The sequence below is a fragment of the Amycolatopsis sp. La24 genome (assembly GCF_029087445.1).
Taxonomy (GTDB): Bacteria; Actinomycetota; Actinomycetes; order Mycobacteriales; family Pseudonocardiaceae; genus Amycolatopsis; species Amycolatopsis nivea.
In genome coordinates this window covers 23,438-40,449 of the sequence record NZ_JARACH010000060.1, presented here as the reverse complement: position 1 = coordinate 40,449, position 17,012 = coordinate 23,438, and the positions used below count along the sequence as shown (strand labels likewise).

Genomic DNA, 17,012 nt, shown 5'->3' with positions numbered 1-17,012 from the left:
GCCCCGCATCCTAGGGCGCGCCGGTCCGGTGTCAGTACGCGGTGAGCCCGCCGTCGACGACCAGTTCGGTTCCAGTGACGAACGAGGATTCGTCACTGGCCAGGAAGAGCATCGCGTGCGCGACCTCGGCCGGGCTGCCCGCGCGGCGCATCGGCGTGCGGACGATGTCGGGCTGCTGGTCGCCCTGTTCGTCGAGCAGGTCCTGGATCATCGGCGTCGCGATGACCCCCGGGTGCACCGAATTGACCCGGACGCCGCGCGTCGCGTACTCGACCGCGGCGGTCTTGGTCAGCAGCCGCACCGCCCCTTTGGACGCCTGGTACGCGGCGGCCGCGCCGCTGCCGACCAGGCCCAGCACCGAGGAGGTGTTGACCACCGATCCGTTGCCGGAGGCGCGCAGCAGCGGCATCGCGGTCTTCATCCCGAGCCAGGTCCCGGTCTGGTTGACCGCGATCACCCGGTCCCAGGCGTCCGGGGCCGTCTCCTCGATGCCCGGCCAGTCCACGATTCCCGCGACGTTGACCAGCACGTCGAGGCGGCCGAACCGCTGCCGGGTCCGTTCGACGGTTTCGCGCCAGTTTTCCGGCGAGGACACGTCCAGCCGGTCGGCCAGCACGTCGGTCTCCAGCCGTGCCGCGAGTTTCCGCACTGCTTCGTAGTCGACGTCGGTGACGACCAGGCTGGCTCCCTCCCGGGCGAACAGTTCCGCGGTGGCTTGGCCTATGCCGCCGGTCGCTCCGGTGAGCAGCACGACTTTTCCGTTGAGCCGCATAAGATATTTCCTTTCGTCGGAGGGATATCAGGCCGCGGTGTAGCCGCCGTCGGCGGCGACGACCGCGCCGGTGACGAACGCGGACCGCGGCGACGCCAAAAAGCCGATCACCTCAGCGATTTCTTCCGGCTGCGCGACCCGGCCGAGCGGATGGGCAGTGCCGAACGACCGCAGATACGCCCGGCTGTCGGCGCGGAAAGTGTCGAGCAGATCTGTTTCGATCACGCCGGGAGCGACCACGTTCGCGCGAATTCCGTGCGGAGCGCCTTCCAATGCGAGCACCTTTGTCAATTGCGCCAACGCTCCTTTCGACGCGCTGTACGCTGCCGCCTCGGCCAGCCCCACCGTGCTGGCGAACGAGCCGACCGTGACGATCGCTCCCCCGCCGTTGTCGCGCATTACTCGGAATGCCTCTCGCGCCTGCAAAAACGCTCCGCGCGCATTGACGGACATCACCTCGTCCCAGTCCGCCGCGGTCGTCTCGGTGACCGGCTTGTTCACCGAACGCCCCGCATTCGCGACCAGAATGTCGAGCCCGCCGAACTGTTCCACCGCTTTGAGCGCCGACCGCACCGCAACGTCCTCTTCGGACACATCGCCGACCAGCACCGCCACGCCGTCCTTATCGGCGAGCCGTTCCACTTCGGGCCGGATGTCCGTCGCCAGCACTCGTGCCCCGTGCGCACGCAGCCAAGCGACCGTCGCCGCGCCGACCCCGCGCGCGGCCCCCGTGACCAGGGCGATCTTGCCCGCCAGTTCGTTCGTCATGCCGCCCAGTCTCAGCGTCGGCGGACCTCGCTGACAGGACGTGCCACACCCACCCAGCCGCCGCCTACCCTGGTTCGCATGGGCAGTACGGAACTGGGCGACTTCCTGCGAGCACGCCGCGCGCAACGCTCCCCGGAGGACGCCGACGTGCGCTATTCCGGCCGACGCAAGGTCGCGGGCCTGCGCCGCGAGGAAGTCGCCGTGCTCGCCGGGGTGAACGTCGACTACTACGCGCGCTTGGAACAGGGCCGGGAAACCCGCCCGTCACCGCAGGTGCTCGACGCCCTCAGCCGCGCACTGGACCTGGACCCCGACGCCCGCGAACACCTGTACCGCCTCGCCGGCGCCACCCCGTCCGACCTGCTTTCCCCGGCGCCCCAAACCGTAAGCCCGGAACTGCGGCAGCTCATGGACAGCTATCCGCACGCACCCGCGTTCGTGCTCAACCGCGTCCTGGACATTCTCGCGGCGAACACCCTCGCCGACGCCCTGTTCTCCCCCTTCACCGCGGCCGACAACCTGGCCCGCATGACCTTCCTCGACCAGGCGGGTCCGCAGTTCTTCGCCCGCTGGGAATGGACGGCCCAAGCCACTGTGGCAAACCTGCGCGCCGCGGCGGGAGACCCGGCCCTGCCGCGCTTGGTCGCGGAACTCAGCGAGGGCAGTTCGCGGTTCCGGACGCTGTGGGAAACCCATCAGGTGCGGGGGAAGACTCGAGAGCCCAAGCAACTCGTCCATCCGGCGGTCGGGCCGCTGACGCTGACCTACCAGGCATTCGACGTGCGCGGGGCGGCTGGGCAGCAGTTGATTGTCTATCAGGCTGAGCCGGGCAGTCCCAGTGCTGAAGCGCTGTCGTTGCTGCGGAGTGTTCCGTTGCGGGTGCGTCCGGGCGCGGGCATGCCGTGAACGAGATCTGGTAGCCGCGCGTGGAGTTGGCGGCGAACCGGCGGGCGGCCCGGAGGCGCGGGGGCGTTCGCGTGGGTGCCTCGGCTGGTTCGCCTGGGATTGGTCGATCGGCCCGCAGTCGATGGCGTCGGCGGGACCCGCCACGACGCGTTCGCTACTTCTTCCTCGCGAGGCAAGGCGTCCAGCGCCGACCGGCCCGTAGCACGATGTCCGAGCGCGTTCTTGTGCGCTCGAAAACTTCGCCCTCGAGGCAAGGCGTGCGGCGCGAACCGGCCTGTGTTCCCACGAAGCAGGCCCGTTCGCGCCGCACGCCGGCCGCCGGGGCGCGCGTCGGTGCCCGAGCGCACTTTCGCGCGCGTGCACCGGCGGCCTCCGGCCGGGGTCGTGCCGCCCGGGGGAAAGCGGCGCGAGCCCGGCCAGGGCCTCGGCGGGTTACTTCGTGACGATCTTCTGGCCGACCAGGATCAGGTTGGCGTTAGGGATGTACTTCGCGTTCAGCTGCTGCAGGTGCTGCCAGCCGCCGTCGACGTTCAGGTTCTTCGCGATGCCGGACAGGGTGTCGCCGGCGGCCACGGTGTAGCTGCCGTCCGGGTTGGAGGTCGGGGCGGCGTGCTTCGGCGCGGACTTGACCTTCGCCTCGGCCTTCACCTGGACCTTCGGCTTCGCGGTCACGGCCTCGACCTCGGCCGAGCCGCCGGAGGTGTCGCCGCCGAAGTCGGCGTAGCTCGCCGGGCCGGAGCCGCCGCGGCACTGCCACGGGGCCGAACCCTGCTTCGCGTAGATCCGGTCCGCGACGATCTGCTGCTGCGCGGGCGTGGCCTTGTCGGCGGTCGGGGCGAACTGGCCGCCGCCGTTCGCGAGCCAGGTCTTCGTGACGATCTGGAACAGGCCGGCGGGGCGGCCCGCGCGCTGGCCCGCGGCGGTGTTGTTGACCGCGGTCGGGTTGCCGCTGCTCTCGCACTTGACGATGCCGGCCTGCCCCGGGAAGGCGTTGGCCGTGCCCGCCCCGGCGAGGCCGATGCCGCCGAGGGTGGCGCCCGCGAGGGCCGCGGTCGCGCCGGTGCGCTGGAGGGTCGTTTTCGTCTTGCTGGGTTTGCTGTGCCGTCCCACGGTGGGTGGGCTCCTTCGCTGTCACACCGCATCGCCGTCCTCGTGCCTGAACCAGGCGCGAGCCGCGACGGCGCACGGCGGCTTCGGGTCGCTGATCCTCGGGGTAGATCGCAGGTCACCGCAAAAGCGCGAGAAGATTACGAAACGGAAACGGCAGGTGTACAGAGTCAGTGGGATCGGCCACAGATCGCCTCGGCGCGTAGCAGTCAGGCGACAGTGCGTCATGCTCATGGCAACCTACTTGGTGAATCAATCACAGCTCAACAGCAAGGTTTTCTAGAGCAGACCTCAACACCAACAAGCACATTTCTCTTCACTAGCAACTTTCTAACTATCTATATGGTTAGTGACCTGCCTGCATCGCGAACGTTACGGTCGAGATAAACACAGGTCCGCGGATCTCGTTCACCCCGCACTACGACACCCGGACTCGGCCCCGCACGCCCCGCCGGACCAGACCCGCTCCCCCGGACGCACCCGCGACCGGCACCCGCCGCCGATGACCGCACCACTGGACCACCGGTCCAGACCACTGCCATGGTCTGGACCACTCTGCCCGCCGCCCGCCGAGCCCCGCTGCCGAAACCGCGGTCCGGCACCCTTCCCCGGCGGAAACAGCACCCGCAACCGGACCGGACGGCGAAAAGACCGTAAACGCCCCGGAAACCTCGGCATTTCCCGCATCCGACATATCCCGGAATCCCGCCCGCAACCGTCCGGAAAGGCTTCCCACCATGCGGTCGTCCGGCTCCGATTCACAGGCCGGAAACGGGTCGTGAATATTCACGTTCCGTTTCGCGCCGTCGCGAACACCGTTGCGCATTCAGTCGTTCAGCCCAGTACGGCGAACTCCGCGAAATCGCCGCGTTCACTCTCCCGGCGCATTGCCTCGCCTCACTCCGGCCGTTTCTTTTCTTTCCGGAGCCGGACGCGGCTCGCCATCGTCCGGAGAGCCGGTGCACCGGAACCGGCTGCGCTACGCTGTGCCCCGCGGTATTCCAGTGAGGTCGACCGGGGAGGGCTGCGCCCAGCGCGGCCCTCCCCCGCCTCTGCTCGCGACAAACCGTTTTCCCCCGCCGCCGGCCGTTTTCCCGCGGTCCGCGAATCCCCGCGAAAAGGAGGAGGAGTGCATGACGGACGCGCGGCGCGGTGCCGGCGGAACACATCCCCGGGCCGGAACCGAAGCATTCCGCCCGGGACGGCGCGACGCAATACCGCGAGAACGACCGCTCCGTTTACCGGCGAAGCGGGTCCGGCGGCTCTCCCCGAGCATCGAGCGGGAACAGTTCGCCCCGAACGCCCTTTTCGCAGGGAAGACCGCCGCGCACCGGGGCGGGCTCCCGGCGGCCGCCTCCGGCCGCGCCACCACCATTGCCAGGGGAGAACAGCCCAGATGACCATCCTCGACCATCCCGCGCCGCTCACCGGTCCCGCCGTCCACTGCGATCTGCCCGGCCCGCGTTCGGCCGAGTACCTCGAGCGGCAGGACCGCCGGGAACCGAACGCCCGCGGCGGACCCCGGCGGCTGCCGATCGCGATCACCGAGGGCTCGGGAAGCTTCGTGCGCGACGCCGACGGCAACGTCTTCATCGACTTCCTCGCCGGAGCGGGCGTGCTCTCCCTCGGGCACAACCATCCCGAACTGGTCGCGGCCATGACCGCGCAGCTGAGCAAGCTGACCCACGCGCTCGACTTCGCGACCCCGGTCAAGGACGAATTCTCCGAGGCCCAGCTCGCGATGCTGCCCGAAGCGCTGCGCCCGCGAATGAAACTGCACTTCTGCGGACCCGCCGGGACCAACGCGGTCGAAGCCGCGCTGAAGCTGTGCAAAACCGCGACCGGACGCGGCGGCGTCGTGTCGTACCAGGGCCGGTTCCACGGCAGCGCGCACGCCGCGCTGGGTCTGATCGGGCAGCGGCCGGGCGCGCACCCCCTGTCCGGCACCCAGTACCCGCCGTACTCCTCCTGCCCCCGCTGCCCGGCCGGCCACGATACGGACACGTGCGCCGCGACCTGCCCGGACCTGCTCGAACGCTCGCTGCACGACCCCGACGGCGGCCTCCCGCTGCCCGCGGCGGTGGTGCTGGAACTGGTGCAGGGCGAGGGCGGCGTGGTCCCGGCGCGGGCGGATTTCGTCCACCGGGTGCGCGAGCTGACCCGGGAACTGGGCATCCCGCTGATCGTCGACGAACTGCAGACCGGCTGCGGCCGCACCGGGACCTGGTTCGCCTTCGAGCGCTACGGCATCGAACCCGACGTGATCGTCGCGTCCAAGGCGCTCAGCGGAATCGGCTCGCCGGTCTCGCTGATCATCTACGACGAGCGCCTCGACCACTGGGCTCCCCGCGCGCACGCGTTCCGCGGCAATCAGCTCGCCTTCGCCGCGGGCGCGCGGGCGATCGAGGTCGTCAACCGCGACAGCGTGCTGGACAACGTCGTCGAGCGCGGCTGCCAGTTCGAGGAACTGCTCTCCCCGCTGGCCAGCCATCAGTGGGTGACGGACGTGCGCGGCGCCGGGCTGATGTGGGGCATCGAACTGGCCGATCCGCGCACCGGAGCGCCTGCGTCGGAACTCGCGCTGGCCGTGCAGAACCACGCGTTGCGCCGCGGGCTCATCGTCGAATTGGGCGGACGCGGCGACAGCGTGGTCCGGCTGCTGCCGCCGCTCAACGTCACCGCGGACGTCGTGCGCACGGCCGCCGGAATCCTGCTGGCCGCGCTCGATTCGGCTACCCGCGAGGCGCGCTGACCGACGGCCGCGCCACCGCCCGGGGTCTGGCGGTGGCGCGGTTCGCCGTCAGAAGGCAAACCACTGCGCCGACACCAGCACCAGCCCCAGCGAGCACACCGCGACCACCACCAGCCCGAGCGCGGCCACCACCAGCGGCCGCAGCCCGCTGCGCGCCATCTGGCGGAGGTCGAAGTTCAGGCCGACCCCGGCGAAGCACAGCAGGAACGCCCACTTCGAGAGGTTCCCGAGACTGGCGACCTCCGCCTTGGTGAACACGTGCGCGGTCGCCAGCGCGGAGACCGCGACGAACCCGAGCACGAACTTCGGGAAGGTGCGCCACACAAAACCCGCGCGCCCCTTGAGCCCGCCGCCGACCGCCTTGCCGCCGCGCGTGGACCAGTATGCCGCGTAACCGAGGACGACCAGTCCGATCAACGCGTTCCGCGTGCTTTTCACCGCGACGGCGACGTCCTGCGCGTGCGGGGAGTACGCCGCGCCGGTCGCGGTCGTCTCGGCGGTGTTGTCCACCGCGAGTCCCGCCCAGAGGCCGAATTCGGTGTCGGTCAGGTTCAGCGCGTGCCCGATCGCCGGGAAGGCGAACAGCGCGACCGCGCCCAGTGCGAGGATCGCCGCGATGGCGTAGCCGGAGTCCTCGTCGTCGGCGTCGATGGAGCCGCGGCCGGCGATGATGGCCGACACGCCGCAGATCGAGGTGCCGATCGCCAGCAGCGACGACAGCTTCCCGCCGAGCCCGAAAGCCTTGCCCACCAGCAGGATCACCGTGGTCGCCACGGCCATGTCGATCAGGATGAGACCGAGGCTGAACCCGCCGAGCTTGGCGAGGTCGCCCAGCACGAACCGGGCGCCGAGCAGGACGATGCCGGTCTTCAGCCAGAACTCGTAGGTCCCGACCCCGGGCCGGAACAGCGCCGGGATGCCGATCGTGTTGCGGATGACCAGTCCGAGGACGATCGCCCACAACACGTATTCGATGTCCGGCAGCGCGGTCCCGGTCGCGTGGCCGAGGCTGCGGATCCCGTTCTGCGCCAATGTGCCGACGATGCCGACCGCCGCGAGCAGCAGAAGCCCCGGCAGATATCTCACGACTGCTGGTACCGCTCGGCGGCCCTCTAGCGCGGCGGTCATGTGACGAGGAACGGGATCGCCGGCAGCACGCCGAACGCGGCCAACGCCACCAATACGGCCGCGACCAGCACCGCGGCCCAGTCGGCGCTGATCCGCGCAGCGCCTCTCGGTTTCGGATCTGAACTCATGACCGCAGGACTGTAGGCGGACCGGCCGCGCTGGTCCTCACCGTCCACCAGCTGGACGCTCCATTGTGGACACCGTGGTACAAGACCGCCCGCATCAGCGGTGCCGCCCTGGATATTCACTGGACAACGCTGCCGGCGGCGCGCAAGATCAAGAGACGTGACCGACCTCGCCGCCTTGCCGCTCGCTGATGCCCAGCTGTCCGAAGCCCAATCCTCCGACGCCGCTGAACTCCTTGTGCTGCAACGATGCTGCTGGGCCCCGCAGGCAATCGTCAACGACACCCTCGACGTCCCCGCCTTGCACGAGGACCTGGACACCGTGCGCGGCTGGGTCGAGACCACTCGCGTGTGGACGGTCCGGATCGACGGGCGGCTCGTCGCTGCCGTGCGCGCTCATCTCGAGGAGGACCGCTGGGAGATCGGCCGTTTGATGGTGGCCCCTGACCTCGCCGGACAGGGCGTCGGCCGGTGGCTGCTGAGCTATGCCGAGCAGCAAGCTCCGCCGGAGGCGACCAGTCTGGTGCTGTACACCGGCTCCGGCAGCGAGCGGAACCTGACGATGTACCGGCGCGCCGGGTACCGAGTGGCCGAACCGCCCGCGAACACGCTCGGGAAACACATCCGCGGGGCGGTTTACCTCACCAAGAGCGTCTAGCGCTTTCCCTTGGCACACCGCCGTTCGCCGCGGAATTCGGGGGCGGTGCCCGGTTCGCCTCGTCACAAGGTAGTGCCAGCGTCACCAGGACAACCGCCGCCTAGCTCCCCGTCCCGGGCCGCCGCACCCTGGCAGCAGGGCCGCACCCCGGCGGCCGGACTGGAGCAACCCCTGTGAAAGCACTGCGCATCACCGCGTTCGGCGCCGAAGCCACGCTCGCCGAGCTTCCCGCGCCGATTCCCGGACCGGGCCAGGTCGTCGTCGATGTCGTGGCAGCGGCGGCGAACCCGCTCGACCTCAAAATCGCCTCCGGAGTCATGACCGACTTCTTCCCGGTCGCCCTCCCCTACGTCCTGGGCACCGACTTCTCCGGGAGGATCGCGACGCCCGGCGCCGGCTGGCAGGTCGGCGACCCGGTGGTCGGCCGCCTCGACCCGGTCGCCGGCGGCGCGTTCGCCGAGCAGGTCGTGCTCGACGCGGCGCACCTGGTCCCGGCACCGTCGCACCTCACCCTGGAAGCCGCGGCAGGCCTCCCGACCGCGGCCGCGACCGCGTGGCAGGCGCTGGTCGAGGTCGCGGACGTCCACTCCGGACAGACAGTTCTCGTGCACGCCGCGGCCGGGGGCGTGGGCAGCTTCGCGGTCCAGATCGCGCGGCAACTCGGTGCCCGGGTGGTCGCGACCGCGTCCGGTTCGGGCGTCGCCATCGCGGAGAAACTCGGCGCCGACGAGGTGCTCGACTACCGGAAGACCGACTTCGCCCGCGAGCTCCGCGGAGTCGACGTCGTGCTCGACACCGTCGGCGGCGAAGTCGGGACCCGGTCGCGGCGAGTCCTGAAACCCGGCGGACTTCTCGTGACCACTCCCGCCCCGGCGGACGGCGCCGCGTTCGTGTTCCACACCTCGGACGCCGCCCGGCTGGCAAAGGTGGCGGACCTGGGCCTCGAAGTGCTCGTCGACCGCACCTGCCCGCTGGCGGACGGCGCACGGGCGCTCGCCAGCCTCGCCGAGGGCCACGCGCGGGGCAAGGTCCTGCTCAACGTCGCCTGAGTGGTGCTGACGACGCCTGGCTGCGCCGATCGCGCGAAGGCATAGTGGCGGCATGGACTTGCGCGAACTAGGCGGGTACCTGAAGTCGCGGCGCGACCGGATCAGCCCGGCGGACGTCGGCCTCTCCGCCGGGCCGCGCCGCCGGGTGGCCGGGCTGCGCCGCGACGAGGTCGCCGCACTGGCGCGTGCCTCGACGGACTACTACGTGCAGCTGGAGCAGGGTCGCGGCACCCAGCCGTCCGAGCAGATGCTCGCCGCGCTGGCCAGGGCGCTGCGGCTGACCAGCGACGAGCGCGACCATCTCTACCACTTGGCGGGCCGTCCGCTGCCGCCCGCGTCAAGCGGGAACGCGCACGTCCACCCGGCCCTGCTCAACCTCCTCGAACAGCTCACCGCGACGCCGGCGCAGGTCATGACCGACCTCAGCGTCCCGCTCGTGCAGAACCGGCTCGCCGAGGCGCTGCTCGGCGCCCCGGCTCCCGGCGACGGCATCCGGGCCAGCTTCGTCTACCAGTGGTTCACCGACCCTGCCGCGCGGCAGCGATACCACCCGGACGAACACGAGCACCAATCGCGCGTCTTCGTCGCCGACCTGCGCGCCGCGCTCGCCAAACGCGGCCGCGACGCCCTGGCCGACGAACTCCTCGCGACGCTCCTCGCCCGCAGCGAGGAATTCGCGCACCTCTGGGAGCAGCGCGAGGTCGCCGTCCGGCGCACCGACCGCAAACGGATCCTGCACCCGGCCCTCGGCGTGCTCGAACTCGACTGCATGAACCTGCTCAGCGAGGACGGCAGCCAGCGCCTCCTCTGGTTCACCGCGCCACCCGGCCGCGACGACCTGGAACTGCTGGCTGCCGTCGGCACCCAAGACCTCGCCCCGCGTCAGTCCGCTATGGACGGACGGCCAGGATGAGCTTCCCCAGCGCCTTCCGGTTTTCGATGGCCTCCAACGCCTGCTGGACGTCCGCCAGCGGATAGCTCCCGCCCAGCGGCGGCACGATCGCGCCCTCGGCCAGCTTCGGCAGCAGCTCCGCCCACTGCCCCTGCAGGTACCCCGGCCGCGGCAGCGCGTACGCGCCCCAGCCGACGCCCACGACGTCCAAGTTGTTGAGCAGCAACCGGTTCACCTTCACTTCGGGGATGGACCCGCCGGTGAACCCGATGACCAGCATCCGCCCGTCCGCGGCGAGGCAGCGCAGCGAATCGGTGAACCGGTCGCCGCCGACGACGTCCGCGATCACGTCGACGCCGCGGCCGCCGGTCGCCGCTTTCACCGCGTCCTTGAAGCCGTCCGCCAGCACGTACTCGTCCGCCCCGGCCGCGACCGCCGTCTCGCCCTTCTCCGGCGTCGACACCACGCCGAGCACCTTGCCCGCGCCGAACGCCTTCGCGACCTGGATGACCGCCGTCCCGACCCCGCCTGCCGCGCCGTGCACCAGCACGGTCTCCCCGGCCGCCATCCGGCCGCGCCGGCACAGCGCGAAATGCGCGGTCAGGTAGTTGAACGGGATCGCCGCCGCCTGGTCGAAGCCCAGGTCGTCCGGGATCGGGAACACCGCGTCGGCCGCGCACGCGACCCGCTCGGCGAACCCGCCCAGGAACGGCAGCGCCGCGACCCGGTCCCCGGCCTTGACCGCCGCGCCTTCCGGAGCCTCCGCCACGACCCCGGCGACCTCCGCGCCCGGGATGAACGGCAGCTCCGGCTTCACCTGGTACAGCCCGCGCGTCTGCAGCAGATCCGGGAACGACACCCCGGCCGCGTGGACGTCGATCAGCACCTGGTCGTCAGCACGCGACGGCGCGTCGGCTTCGACGACCGAAACGGTCGACGGGCCTTCGAGATCCTTGATGTGTACGGCTTTCATGCGTTTCTCCTGGTTCACAGCGCGGAGAGGATGTCGTTGACGCGGTCTTTGGCGTCGCCGAAGAGCATCGCGGAGTTGTCGCGGAAGAACAGCGGGTTCTGCACGCCCGCGTAGCCGGAGGCCATGGAGCGTTTGAACACGATCACGTTCTCCGCTTCCCACACCGTCAGCACCGGCATTCCGGCGATCGGACTGCCGGGGTCCTCGGCAGCGGCGGGGTTGACGGTGTCGTTCGCGCCGATGACGAGGACGACGTCGGTGTCGGCGAAATCGTCGTTGATCTCGTCCAACTCCAGCACGATGTCATACGGCACCTTGGCCTCGGCGAGGAGGACGTTCATGTGGCCCGGGAGGCGTCCGGCGACGGGGTGGATGCCGAACCGGACGTCGATGCCCTTGTCGCGCAGTTTCCGGGTCAGCTCCGCCACCCCGTACTGGGCTTGCGCGACCGCCATCCCGTAGCCGGGCGTGATGATCACCCGGGAGGCCGCGGTGAGGAGTTCGGCCGCGCCCTCGGCGGTGATTTCCCGGTGCTCGCCGTAGTCCTTGTCCCCGGACGGTCCGGCCTCGATGCCGAAGCCTCCGGCGATGACGGAGATGAAGGACCGGTTCATCGCCTTGCACATGATGTAGGACAGGTACGCACCCGAGGAGCCGACGAGCGCGCCGGTGATGATCAGCAGGTCGTTCTCCAGCAGGAACCCCGACGCCGCAGCCGCCCATCCGCTGTAGCTGTTCAGCATCGACACGACCACCGGCATGTCCCCGCCACCGATCGACGCGACCAGATGCCAGCCCAATGCGAGGGCGAGGACGGTGACGACGATCAGCAGCCACAGGTGCGGGCTCGCGACGAACCAGGCGGTGAACGCGACGAACAGGACGAGTGCGCCGAGGTTGAGGAAGTTCTTGCCGGGCAGCATCAACGGCGCGGACTTCATCTTCGCCGACAGCTTCAGGTTCGCCACGATCGACCCGGTGAACGTCACCGCCCCGATGAACACGCCGATGAACACCTCGGCGTGATGGATCCCCAACGTGCCCAGGGCTTCGAGGTGGCGGGACTCGGGCCCGGTCGGGTCGCATTCGACCTGGAGATAGCCGTTCCAGCCGACCAGGACCGCGGCGAGGCCGACGAAGGAATGCAGCAGGGCGATCAGCTCGGGCATCCCGGTCATCTCGACCACCGCCGCCCGCCGCAACCCGATCCCCGCCCCGATGACCATCGCGACGATCATCAACGCTATCGACGTCCCGGTGATCTCCCCCGTGACGGCCTGGGCGATGGTCGCGATCAGCGCGACGACCATCCCGGCGATCCCGAAATAGTTCCCCACCCGGGCGGTTTCGTGCCGGGACAGTCCGGCGAGGGCGAGAATGAACAACAGCCCGGCCACGATGTAGGCGGCCTGGCTCGCAGTGTGCACAGTCATCAGAACAGAACGCCTTCCGGGTCAGCTGCGGGAGAACATCGCGAGCATCCGGCGGGTCACCGCGAACCCGCCGAAAATGTTGATCGTCGCCAGCAGCGTCGCCACCGCCGCCAGCACGACGACCACCGTGTTCCCGCTGACCAGATTCAGCAGCGCACCCACCACGATGATCCCGGAAATCGCGTTCGTCACCGACATCAACGGCGTGTGCAACGCGTGATGCACATGCCCGATCACGTAATAGCCGATCACGATCGCCAACGCGAACACCGTCAGGTGCGGCAACAACGCCGCCGGAGCCAACGCCGCCAACACCAGCACCACCGCCGCCACCCCCAACACCACACCCAGCCTGCGACCCGACGACATCGGCTGCTTCTCCGGCTCCTCCTTCTTCACCGGCACCGCAGGCTTCTGCGGCGCCGCCGAGACCTGCACCGGAGGCGGCGGCCACGTCAACTCGCCGTCGCGGACCACGGTGATCGACCGGACCACCACGTCCTCGAAATCGACGACCAGCCGGCCGTTCTTCTCCGGGGTCATCAGCTTCATCAGGTTCACCAGGTTGGTGCCATACAGCTGCGAGGCCTGCGCCGGGAGACGGCCCGCGAGGTCGGTGTAGCCCAGGATCGTGACGCCGTTGTCGGTCACGACCTTCTCGCCCGCGACGGAGCCTTCGACGTTGCCGCCGTTCGCCGCCGCCATGTCCACAATCACCGACCCGGCCTTCATCGACGCCACCATCTCGCCGGTGACGATCCGCGGGGCCGGACGGCCCGGGATCAACGCCGTCGTCACGATGATGTCGACGTCCTTGCACTGCGCCGCGTAGAGCTCTTTCTCGCGCGCTTTGTAGTCCTCGCCCATCTCCTTCGCGTAACCGGTGGCGGAGACTTCGGCGTTCGGGTCCTCGATGGACAGATACTCCCCGCCCAGGCTCTTCACCTGATCCGCGACCTCCGGACGCGGATCCGTCGCCCGCACAATCGCCCCCAGGCTTCCCGCCGCGCCGATCGCCGCCAACCCCGCCACACCCGCGCCCACCACCAGGACCTTGGCCGGGTTGACCTTCCCCGCCGCGGTCACCTGACCGGTGAAGAACCGCCCGAACGTATGCGCCGCCTCCACCACCGCCCGATACCCCGCGATATTCGCCATCGACGACAGCACATCCAACGACTGCGCCCGGGAGATCCGCGGCACCGCGTCCATCGCCAACGCCGTGATCGGCCGCTTCGCCAGATCCTCCACCAGCTCCGGTTTCAGAGCCGGGGCGAGCAGGCTGACCACCGTCGCGCCCTGCTTCACCGCATCCAACTGCCCGGACGACGGCGCGTTCACCCCGAACACGATGTCCGCCCCGGCGATCGACCCCACGGTCGCGCCCGCGTCCGCATACGCCTGGTCGAAGAACCCCGACAACAGACCCGCGCCCGGCTCCACCGCCACCTCATAACCCAGCCCGCGCAGCTTGCCCACCGTTTCCGGAGTCGCCGCGACGCGCGTCTCCCCCGGTTGGGCCTCCTTGAGCACCCCGATCAGCATGCCGTCTCCTTCCCGCTCGTTCGCGGAAGATCCGCCGGCCGGGCCTGACGGCGTTTTGGGTCGCCACCTGGTCCGACTTCGCCCGCTTCAGGTACAGATGCGCTGGATACTCCCATGCCGCCCGGCCTCCGGCAGCCAACCGAAGCCCCTTTTTCCACGGCAAGTCCGACGAGATCACGGTCATAGCGCGGGCAGCCGGGCCGACCAGGCCGTTCCCGAGGTCGCGGCGGCGAGCCGGAAACCGCCGACTACCCGGTTGAACCGCCTCACGGGTCCGGTCCGGGTCCGGCTGCGGGGCACGGTCGCCGGATCGATCACGAGGCCCGCAGTGATGTCCACCACTTGACAACCGGGCCGCCCAGGCTCAGCCGACCGGGCGGCGCAGTCCGCTGCTCCGCTCGGAGCCCGCCGGTCGCGCAGCGGGTCAGCATGGCCGTCAGCTCGTCCTCGAATGTGGGAAGGCCGAGCGGCTCCGGCCTGGCGATCAGCTTGCGCACGAGCAGTTCCACCGTGTTTCACCACGATCCGCGCCGCTAAGTCCACATTGGACACGCCCCGGGTCCGGCGACCGCTCCGGCAGATCGCGCACGCAAGCGATCCGCTCCCCTCGCACCGGGTGACCAGCGCCCGCAGCGACTGCGGATCGTCGACTTGGTTCCGGACCGCCACGTGCACGAGTTGGCGGAGCGCCCCGTCGAGCGTGTCCGGCAGCCCGGCGGTTTCCCGGTGGCGGCGCGGGTTTCCGCGCCGGCGCGGGATGCCGCCGGGCCGCCAGCGCGGCGAGGATGGCGTCCTTGTGCGGGCAGCGCTGGTACAGCGCGACCTGATCGACACCCGCGCCCGCTCCGCGATGCGGTTCGCGGTGCGCGCCGCGCAGCCCAGCTCGGCGAAAATCTGGGCAGCGGCCGCGCGGGTCCGCTGCCGGGCCGGCTCGCCGCGCATCTGCCGGGTCCCTCGCGCGGCCGGAGCCGCGTTCCGGGCATCGCGAGCCAGCTCCTGCTCGCACCAGGCCGCTGAACAGGGGATATCCGACAGCCTGGCGGCTAGTCGCGGCCGAGACCCGGCAGCGGGCGCGTGCCCTCCGCCCGCACCGCTTCGAGCGCACGCGGGTCCAGATCCAGCAGCCGCAGGATCGTCGGCGCGATCTGGGTCGTCTCGACCGGAGCCGGGATCCGCACTCCGTGGCCGCCGCCGACCACCAGCGGAACCGCCCGGTCGTCGTCCGCCGTGCCGCCGTGTTCGGCGATTTTCGAGCGGCCGCCGGTGTACACGACGCCGTGCTGCGCGATGCCGACCAGGTCCGGCACTCGCGGGTCGCCCTGGCCGGCGTGGAAGTAGCGGGCGGCGTCGGCTCCGGCATACGCCGCGGTCAGGCCCGCGTGCGTGAACGGCTTCGGCGCGCCGGTGCTGCCGTTTCCGGTACCGGACTGGGCCAGCAGGTACTGCCGCGCGAAGGCGCCGGCGTCCGGCGAATGGTCGGTGAACCACAGCAGCATCGCGTCGTCGTCGGTGGACTGGGCGACCAGGTCGGGCGCACCCGGGTGCACGGCCCGCCAGGCGGAGTTCAGCCCGGAGAGCAGCGGGGCGTCGTCGATGCGGGTCAGCGCGGCCGGGTCGATCGGAGACTGGCCGTGCTTCGCCGACAGGACCACTGCCGTGGAGCGGTCGAGGTGCTGTTTCCTCAGTTCGGCAGCGAACGCGCCGAGCTGCCGGTCGACGAAGTCCAAAGCGGACCGCAGCACCGGGCCCGGCGCGCCGTCGGCCTGGTAACCGCCGGGCTGTCCGCCGGAAACCGGCAGCTTCTGCGCGGTCGAGACCGACTGGAAGTTCATCCCGAACACCCCGGGCGTGCCGGTGCGCGTGCGTCCGCTGTGGTCGAAGCCGTCGATTTCGTTCAGGACGGCCTCGGCCTTGTAGCCGTCGTACTGCTGGGTCGCGGCGTTGTCCTTGGTCCAATCGCCGGAAGCGGGCGCTTTGCTGTTGATCTCCGGCGTGAAGAGGTCCTCGATCCCTGTCCCGGACGGACCGTTGAGCATTTCGTACGCCGGGTGCTTGTCCGACCACGCGGTGCGCAACCCGGCTTGCCGGGCGACCTCGAACACGGTGTTCACCCGCAGATACTGGTGCGGGTAAACGGGTCCGCACGTCTTCGGGTCGACCGGAAGGCCGGCGGGATCGATCAGCGAGCGCGGGTCGCCGGTCATCGCGAGCACGCCGCCGGGCAGGTTCGGCACTCCCTGTCCCGCGTCGATGCGGTCCTTGTCCCGGTCGAGATCCTCGGTGTAGTCCACTGTGGACCCCGGCTTCGCGCCCGCGCACGCCGTGGTGCCGGGCGGCAGCAGAGCCCGGTTGTAGGTCGCGTCGTAGTAGATCCCGGTGGTCGCCGGGTTGCCACCGGTCACCTGGCCGACCATGCCGGGGAACGAATCCGACGGGACCGGCGTGCTGGCGTGCGTGTACTCGGCGCCGTGCGCGGCGAGCGCGGCCAGCGCCGACCCGGGAAAGGTGCGCGTGTACCACTCCAGATCCGACTGGTGCAGACCGTCGACCGAAAGCAGCAGCACGTGCTCGGTGCGCACCGGCGCGGCCAGCGCGGGAACGGCCGCCGCGACGGCGCCGGCCGCGGCCATCGCCACGACGGCACGCCAACGAATTCTCGACACGGGTGTCCTCCTCGTCTCCGCCGCCGACGCAGCGACCGGCGTATTCCAGGCCGCGCACAAAGACGACGGAAAACCGCCGCAGAAACACCAGATGAACGCTGGCGGCGAAACAGTGCGCGGACAGGGCACAATTCGCCCGATTCGTTCAAGGGCGCGGATATGCGCACCCGCCCTTCCCCGAGTGCTTGCACTTCGCTACCACTCGTGGTCTCCTAGAAGCGCTTGCAAAACACAATCACTC

Annotated in this window: 15 protein-coding genes; 5 read left to right on the top strand and 10 right to left on the bottom strand. The window is 70.2% G+C overall.

The features are described 5' to 3' along the window. Positions 1–31 precede the first annotated feature (31 nt). Together PUT80_RS36955 and PUT80_RS36950 are read right to left on the bottom strand one after the other, a co-directional pair. The gene (locus tag PUT80_RS36955) at positions 32–772 is read right to left on the bottom strand and encodes a glucose 1-dehydrogenase (protein WP_134728701.1); all 741 of its coding nucleotides are present in this window, start codon (positions 770–772) and stop codon (positions 32–34) included. Positions 773–799: 27 nt separating this feature from the next. Then, positions 800–1,540, bottom strand: a complete 741-nt coding sequence (locus PUT80_RS36950) for an SDR family oxidoreductase (protein WP_134667796.1) — start codon at positions 1,538–1,540, stop codon at positions 800–802. Positions 1,541–1,618: 78 nt separating this feature from the next. Between PUT80_RS36950 and PUT80_RS36945 the strand changes: the two genes are divergently transcribed. Beyond that, positions 1,619–2,446 (top strand): helix-turn-helix transcriptional regulator, encoded by an 828-nt coding sequence (locus PUT80_RS36945; RefSeq protein WP_275294891.1) that lies wholly within the window; start codon positions 1,619–1,621, stop codon positions 2,444–2,446. A 432-nt stretch (positions 2,447–2,878) separates the two neighbouring features. Here PUT80_RS36945 and PUT80_RS36940 read toward each other — a convergent pair whose 3' ends face one another. Next, positions 2,879–3,556: a transglycosylase family protein gene (locus PUT80_RS36940; protein WP_037810656.1), complete on the bottom strand. Its 678-nt coding sequence runs from the start codon at positions 3,554–3,556 to the stop codon at positions 2,879–2,881. A 1,393-nt stretch (positions 3,557–4,949) separates the two neighbouring features. Between PUT80_RS36940 and PUT80_RS36935 the strand changes: the two genes are divergently transcribed. Further along, a complete protein-coding gene (locus PUT80_RS36935) occupies positions 4,950–6,305 on the top strand; it encodes an aminotransferase class III-fold pyridoxal phosphate-dependent enzyme (RefSeq protein WP_275294890.1) in 1,356 nt (451 codons plus the stop codon). A 48-nt stretch (positions 6,306–6,353) separates the two neighbouring features. Here PUT80_RS36935 and PUT80_RS36930 read toward each other — a convergent pair whose 3' ends face one another. Together PUT80_RS36930 and PUT80_RS36925 are read right to left on the bottom strand one after the other, a co-directional pair. Continuing rightward, on the bottom strand, positions 6,354–7,391 hold the full coding sequence (locus tag PUT80_RS36930) for a putative sulfate exporter family transporter (protein ID WP_275294889.1): 1,038 nt from the start codon (positions 7,389–7,391) through the stop codon (positions 6,354–6,356). Positions 7,392–7,429: 38 nt separating this feature from the next. Beyond that, positions 7,430–7,561 (bottom strand): hypothetical protein, encoded by a 132-nt coding sequence (locus tag PUT80_RS36925; protein ID WP_275294888.1) that lies wholly within the window; start codon positions 7,559–7,561, stop codon positions 7,430–7,432. A 157-nt stretch (positions 7,562–7,718) separates the two neighbouring features. On the opposite strand from PUT80_RS36925, the gene PUT80_RS36920 reads away from it, so the two are divergent. The 3 genes from PUT80_RS36920 to PUT80_RS36910 all read left to right on the top strand — a co-directional run bounded on the left by PUT80_RS36920 (position 7,719) and on the right by PUT80_RS36910 (position 10,178). Then, positions 7,719–8,216, top strand: coding sequence for a GNAT family N-acetyltransferase (locus PUT80_RS36920; RefSeq protein ID WP_134728693.1), 498 nt, complete (start codon positions 7,719–7,721; stop codon positions 8,214–8,216). 173 nt (positions 8,217–8,389) lie between these two features. Then, positions 8,390–9,265, top strand: a complete 876-nt coding sequence (locus PUT80_RS36915) for an NADP-dependent oxidoreductase (RefSeq protein ID WP_037810654.1) — start codon at positions 8,390–8,392, stop codon at positions 9,263–9,265. A 52-nt stretch (positions 9,266–9,317) separates the two neighbouring features. Beyond that, positions 9,318–10,178, top strand: coding sequence for a helix-turn-helix domain-containing protein (locus PUT80_RS36910; RefSeq protein ID WP_037810653.1), 861 nt, complete (start codon positions 9,318–9,320; stop codon positions 10,176–10,178). Here PUT80_RS36910 and PUT80_RS36905 read toward each other — a convergent pair. From PUT80_RS36905 to PUT80_RS36885, 5 genes are all read right to left on the bottom strand, one after another. Beyond that, positions 10,156–11,130: an NADPH:quinone oxidoreductase family protein gene (locus PUT80_RS36905; RefSeq protein ID WP_134728691.1), complete on the bottom strand. Its 975-nt coding sequence runs from the start codon at positions 11,128–11,130 to the stop codon at positions 10,156–10,158. The genes PUT80_RS36910 and PUT80_RS36905 overlap by 23 nt on opposite strands. A 14-nt stretch (positions 11,131–11,144) precedes the next feature. Continuing rightward, positions 11,145–12,563 (bottom strand): Re/Si-specific NAD(P)(+) transhydrogenase subunit beta, encoded by a 1,419-nt coding sequence (gene pntB, locus PUT80_RS36900; RefSeq protein WP_275294887.1) that lies wholly within the window; start codon positions 12,561–12,563, stop codon positions 11,145–11,147. 21 nt (positions 12,564–12,584) lie between these two features. Beyond that, the gene (locus tag PUT80_RS36895) at positions 12,585–14,108 is read right to left on the bottom strand and encodes a Re/Si-specific NAD(P)(+) transhydrogenase subunit alpha (RefSeq protein WP_275294886.1); all 1,524 of its coding nucleotides are present in this window, start codon (positions 14,106–14,108) and stop codon (positions 12,585–12,587) included. Positions 14,109–14,422: 314 nt separating this feature from the next. Continuing rightward, positions 14,423–14,617 (bottom strand): hypothetical protein, encoded by a 195-nt coding sequence (locus PUT80_RS36890; protein WP_238605547.1) that lies wholly within the window; start codon positions 14,615–14,617, stop codon positions 14,423–14,425. A 534-nt stretch (positions 14,618–15,151) separates the two neighbouring features. After that, complete coding sequence (locus PUT80_RS36885) at positions 15,152–16,738, bottom strand: alkaline phosphatase family protein (RefSeq protein WP_275294901.1); 1,587 nt, start codon at positions 16,736–16,738, stop codon at positions 15,152–15,154. Positions 16,739–17,012: the final 274 nt, after the last annotated feature.

Coding starts and splice junctions, on each gene's coding strand:
- PUT80_RS36885 (WP_275294901.1), bottom strand. CDS start 16,738: ATGGCCGCGGCCGGCGCCGTCGCGGCGGCCGTTCCCGCGCTGGCCGCG.
- PUT80_RS36950 (WP_134667796.1), bottom strand. CDS start 1,540: ATGACGAACGAACTGGCGGGCAAGATCGCCCTGGTCACGGGGGCCGCG.
- PUT80_RS36925 (WP_275294888.1), bottom strand. CDS start 7,561: ATGAGTTCAGATCCGAAACCGAGAGGCGCTGCGCGGATCAGCGCCGAC.
- pntB (WP_275294887.1), bottom strand. CDS start 12,563: ATGACTGTGCACACTGCGAGCCAGGCCGCCTACATCGTGGCCGGGCTG.
- PUT80_RS36895 (WP_275294886.1), bottom strand. CDS start 14,108: ATGCTGATCGGGGTGCTCAAGGAGGCCCAACCGGGGGAGACGCGCGTC.
- PUT80_RS36935 (WP_275294890.1), top strand. CDS start 4,950: ATGACCATCCTCGACCATCCCGCGCCGCTCACCGGTCCCGCCGTCCAC.
- PUT80_RS36955 (WP_134728701.1), bottom strand. CDS start 772: ATGCGGCTCAACGGAAAAGTCGTGCTGCTCACCGGAGCGACCGGCGGC.
- PUT80_RS36945 (WP_275294891.1), top strand. CDS start 1,619: ATGGGCAGTACGGAACTGGGCGACTTCCTGCGAGCACGCCGCGCGCAA.
- PUT80_RS36910 (WP_037810653.1), top strand. CDS start 9,318: ATGGACTTGCGCGAACTAGGCGGGTACCTGAAGTCGCGGCGCGACCGG.
- PUT80_RS36905 (WP_134728691.1), bottom strand. CDS start 11,130: ATGAAAGCCGTACACATCAAGGATCTCGAAGGCCCGTCGACCGTTTCG.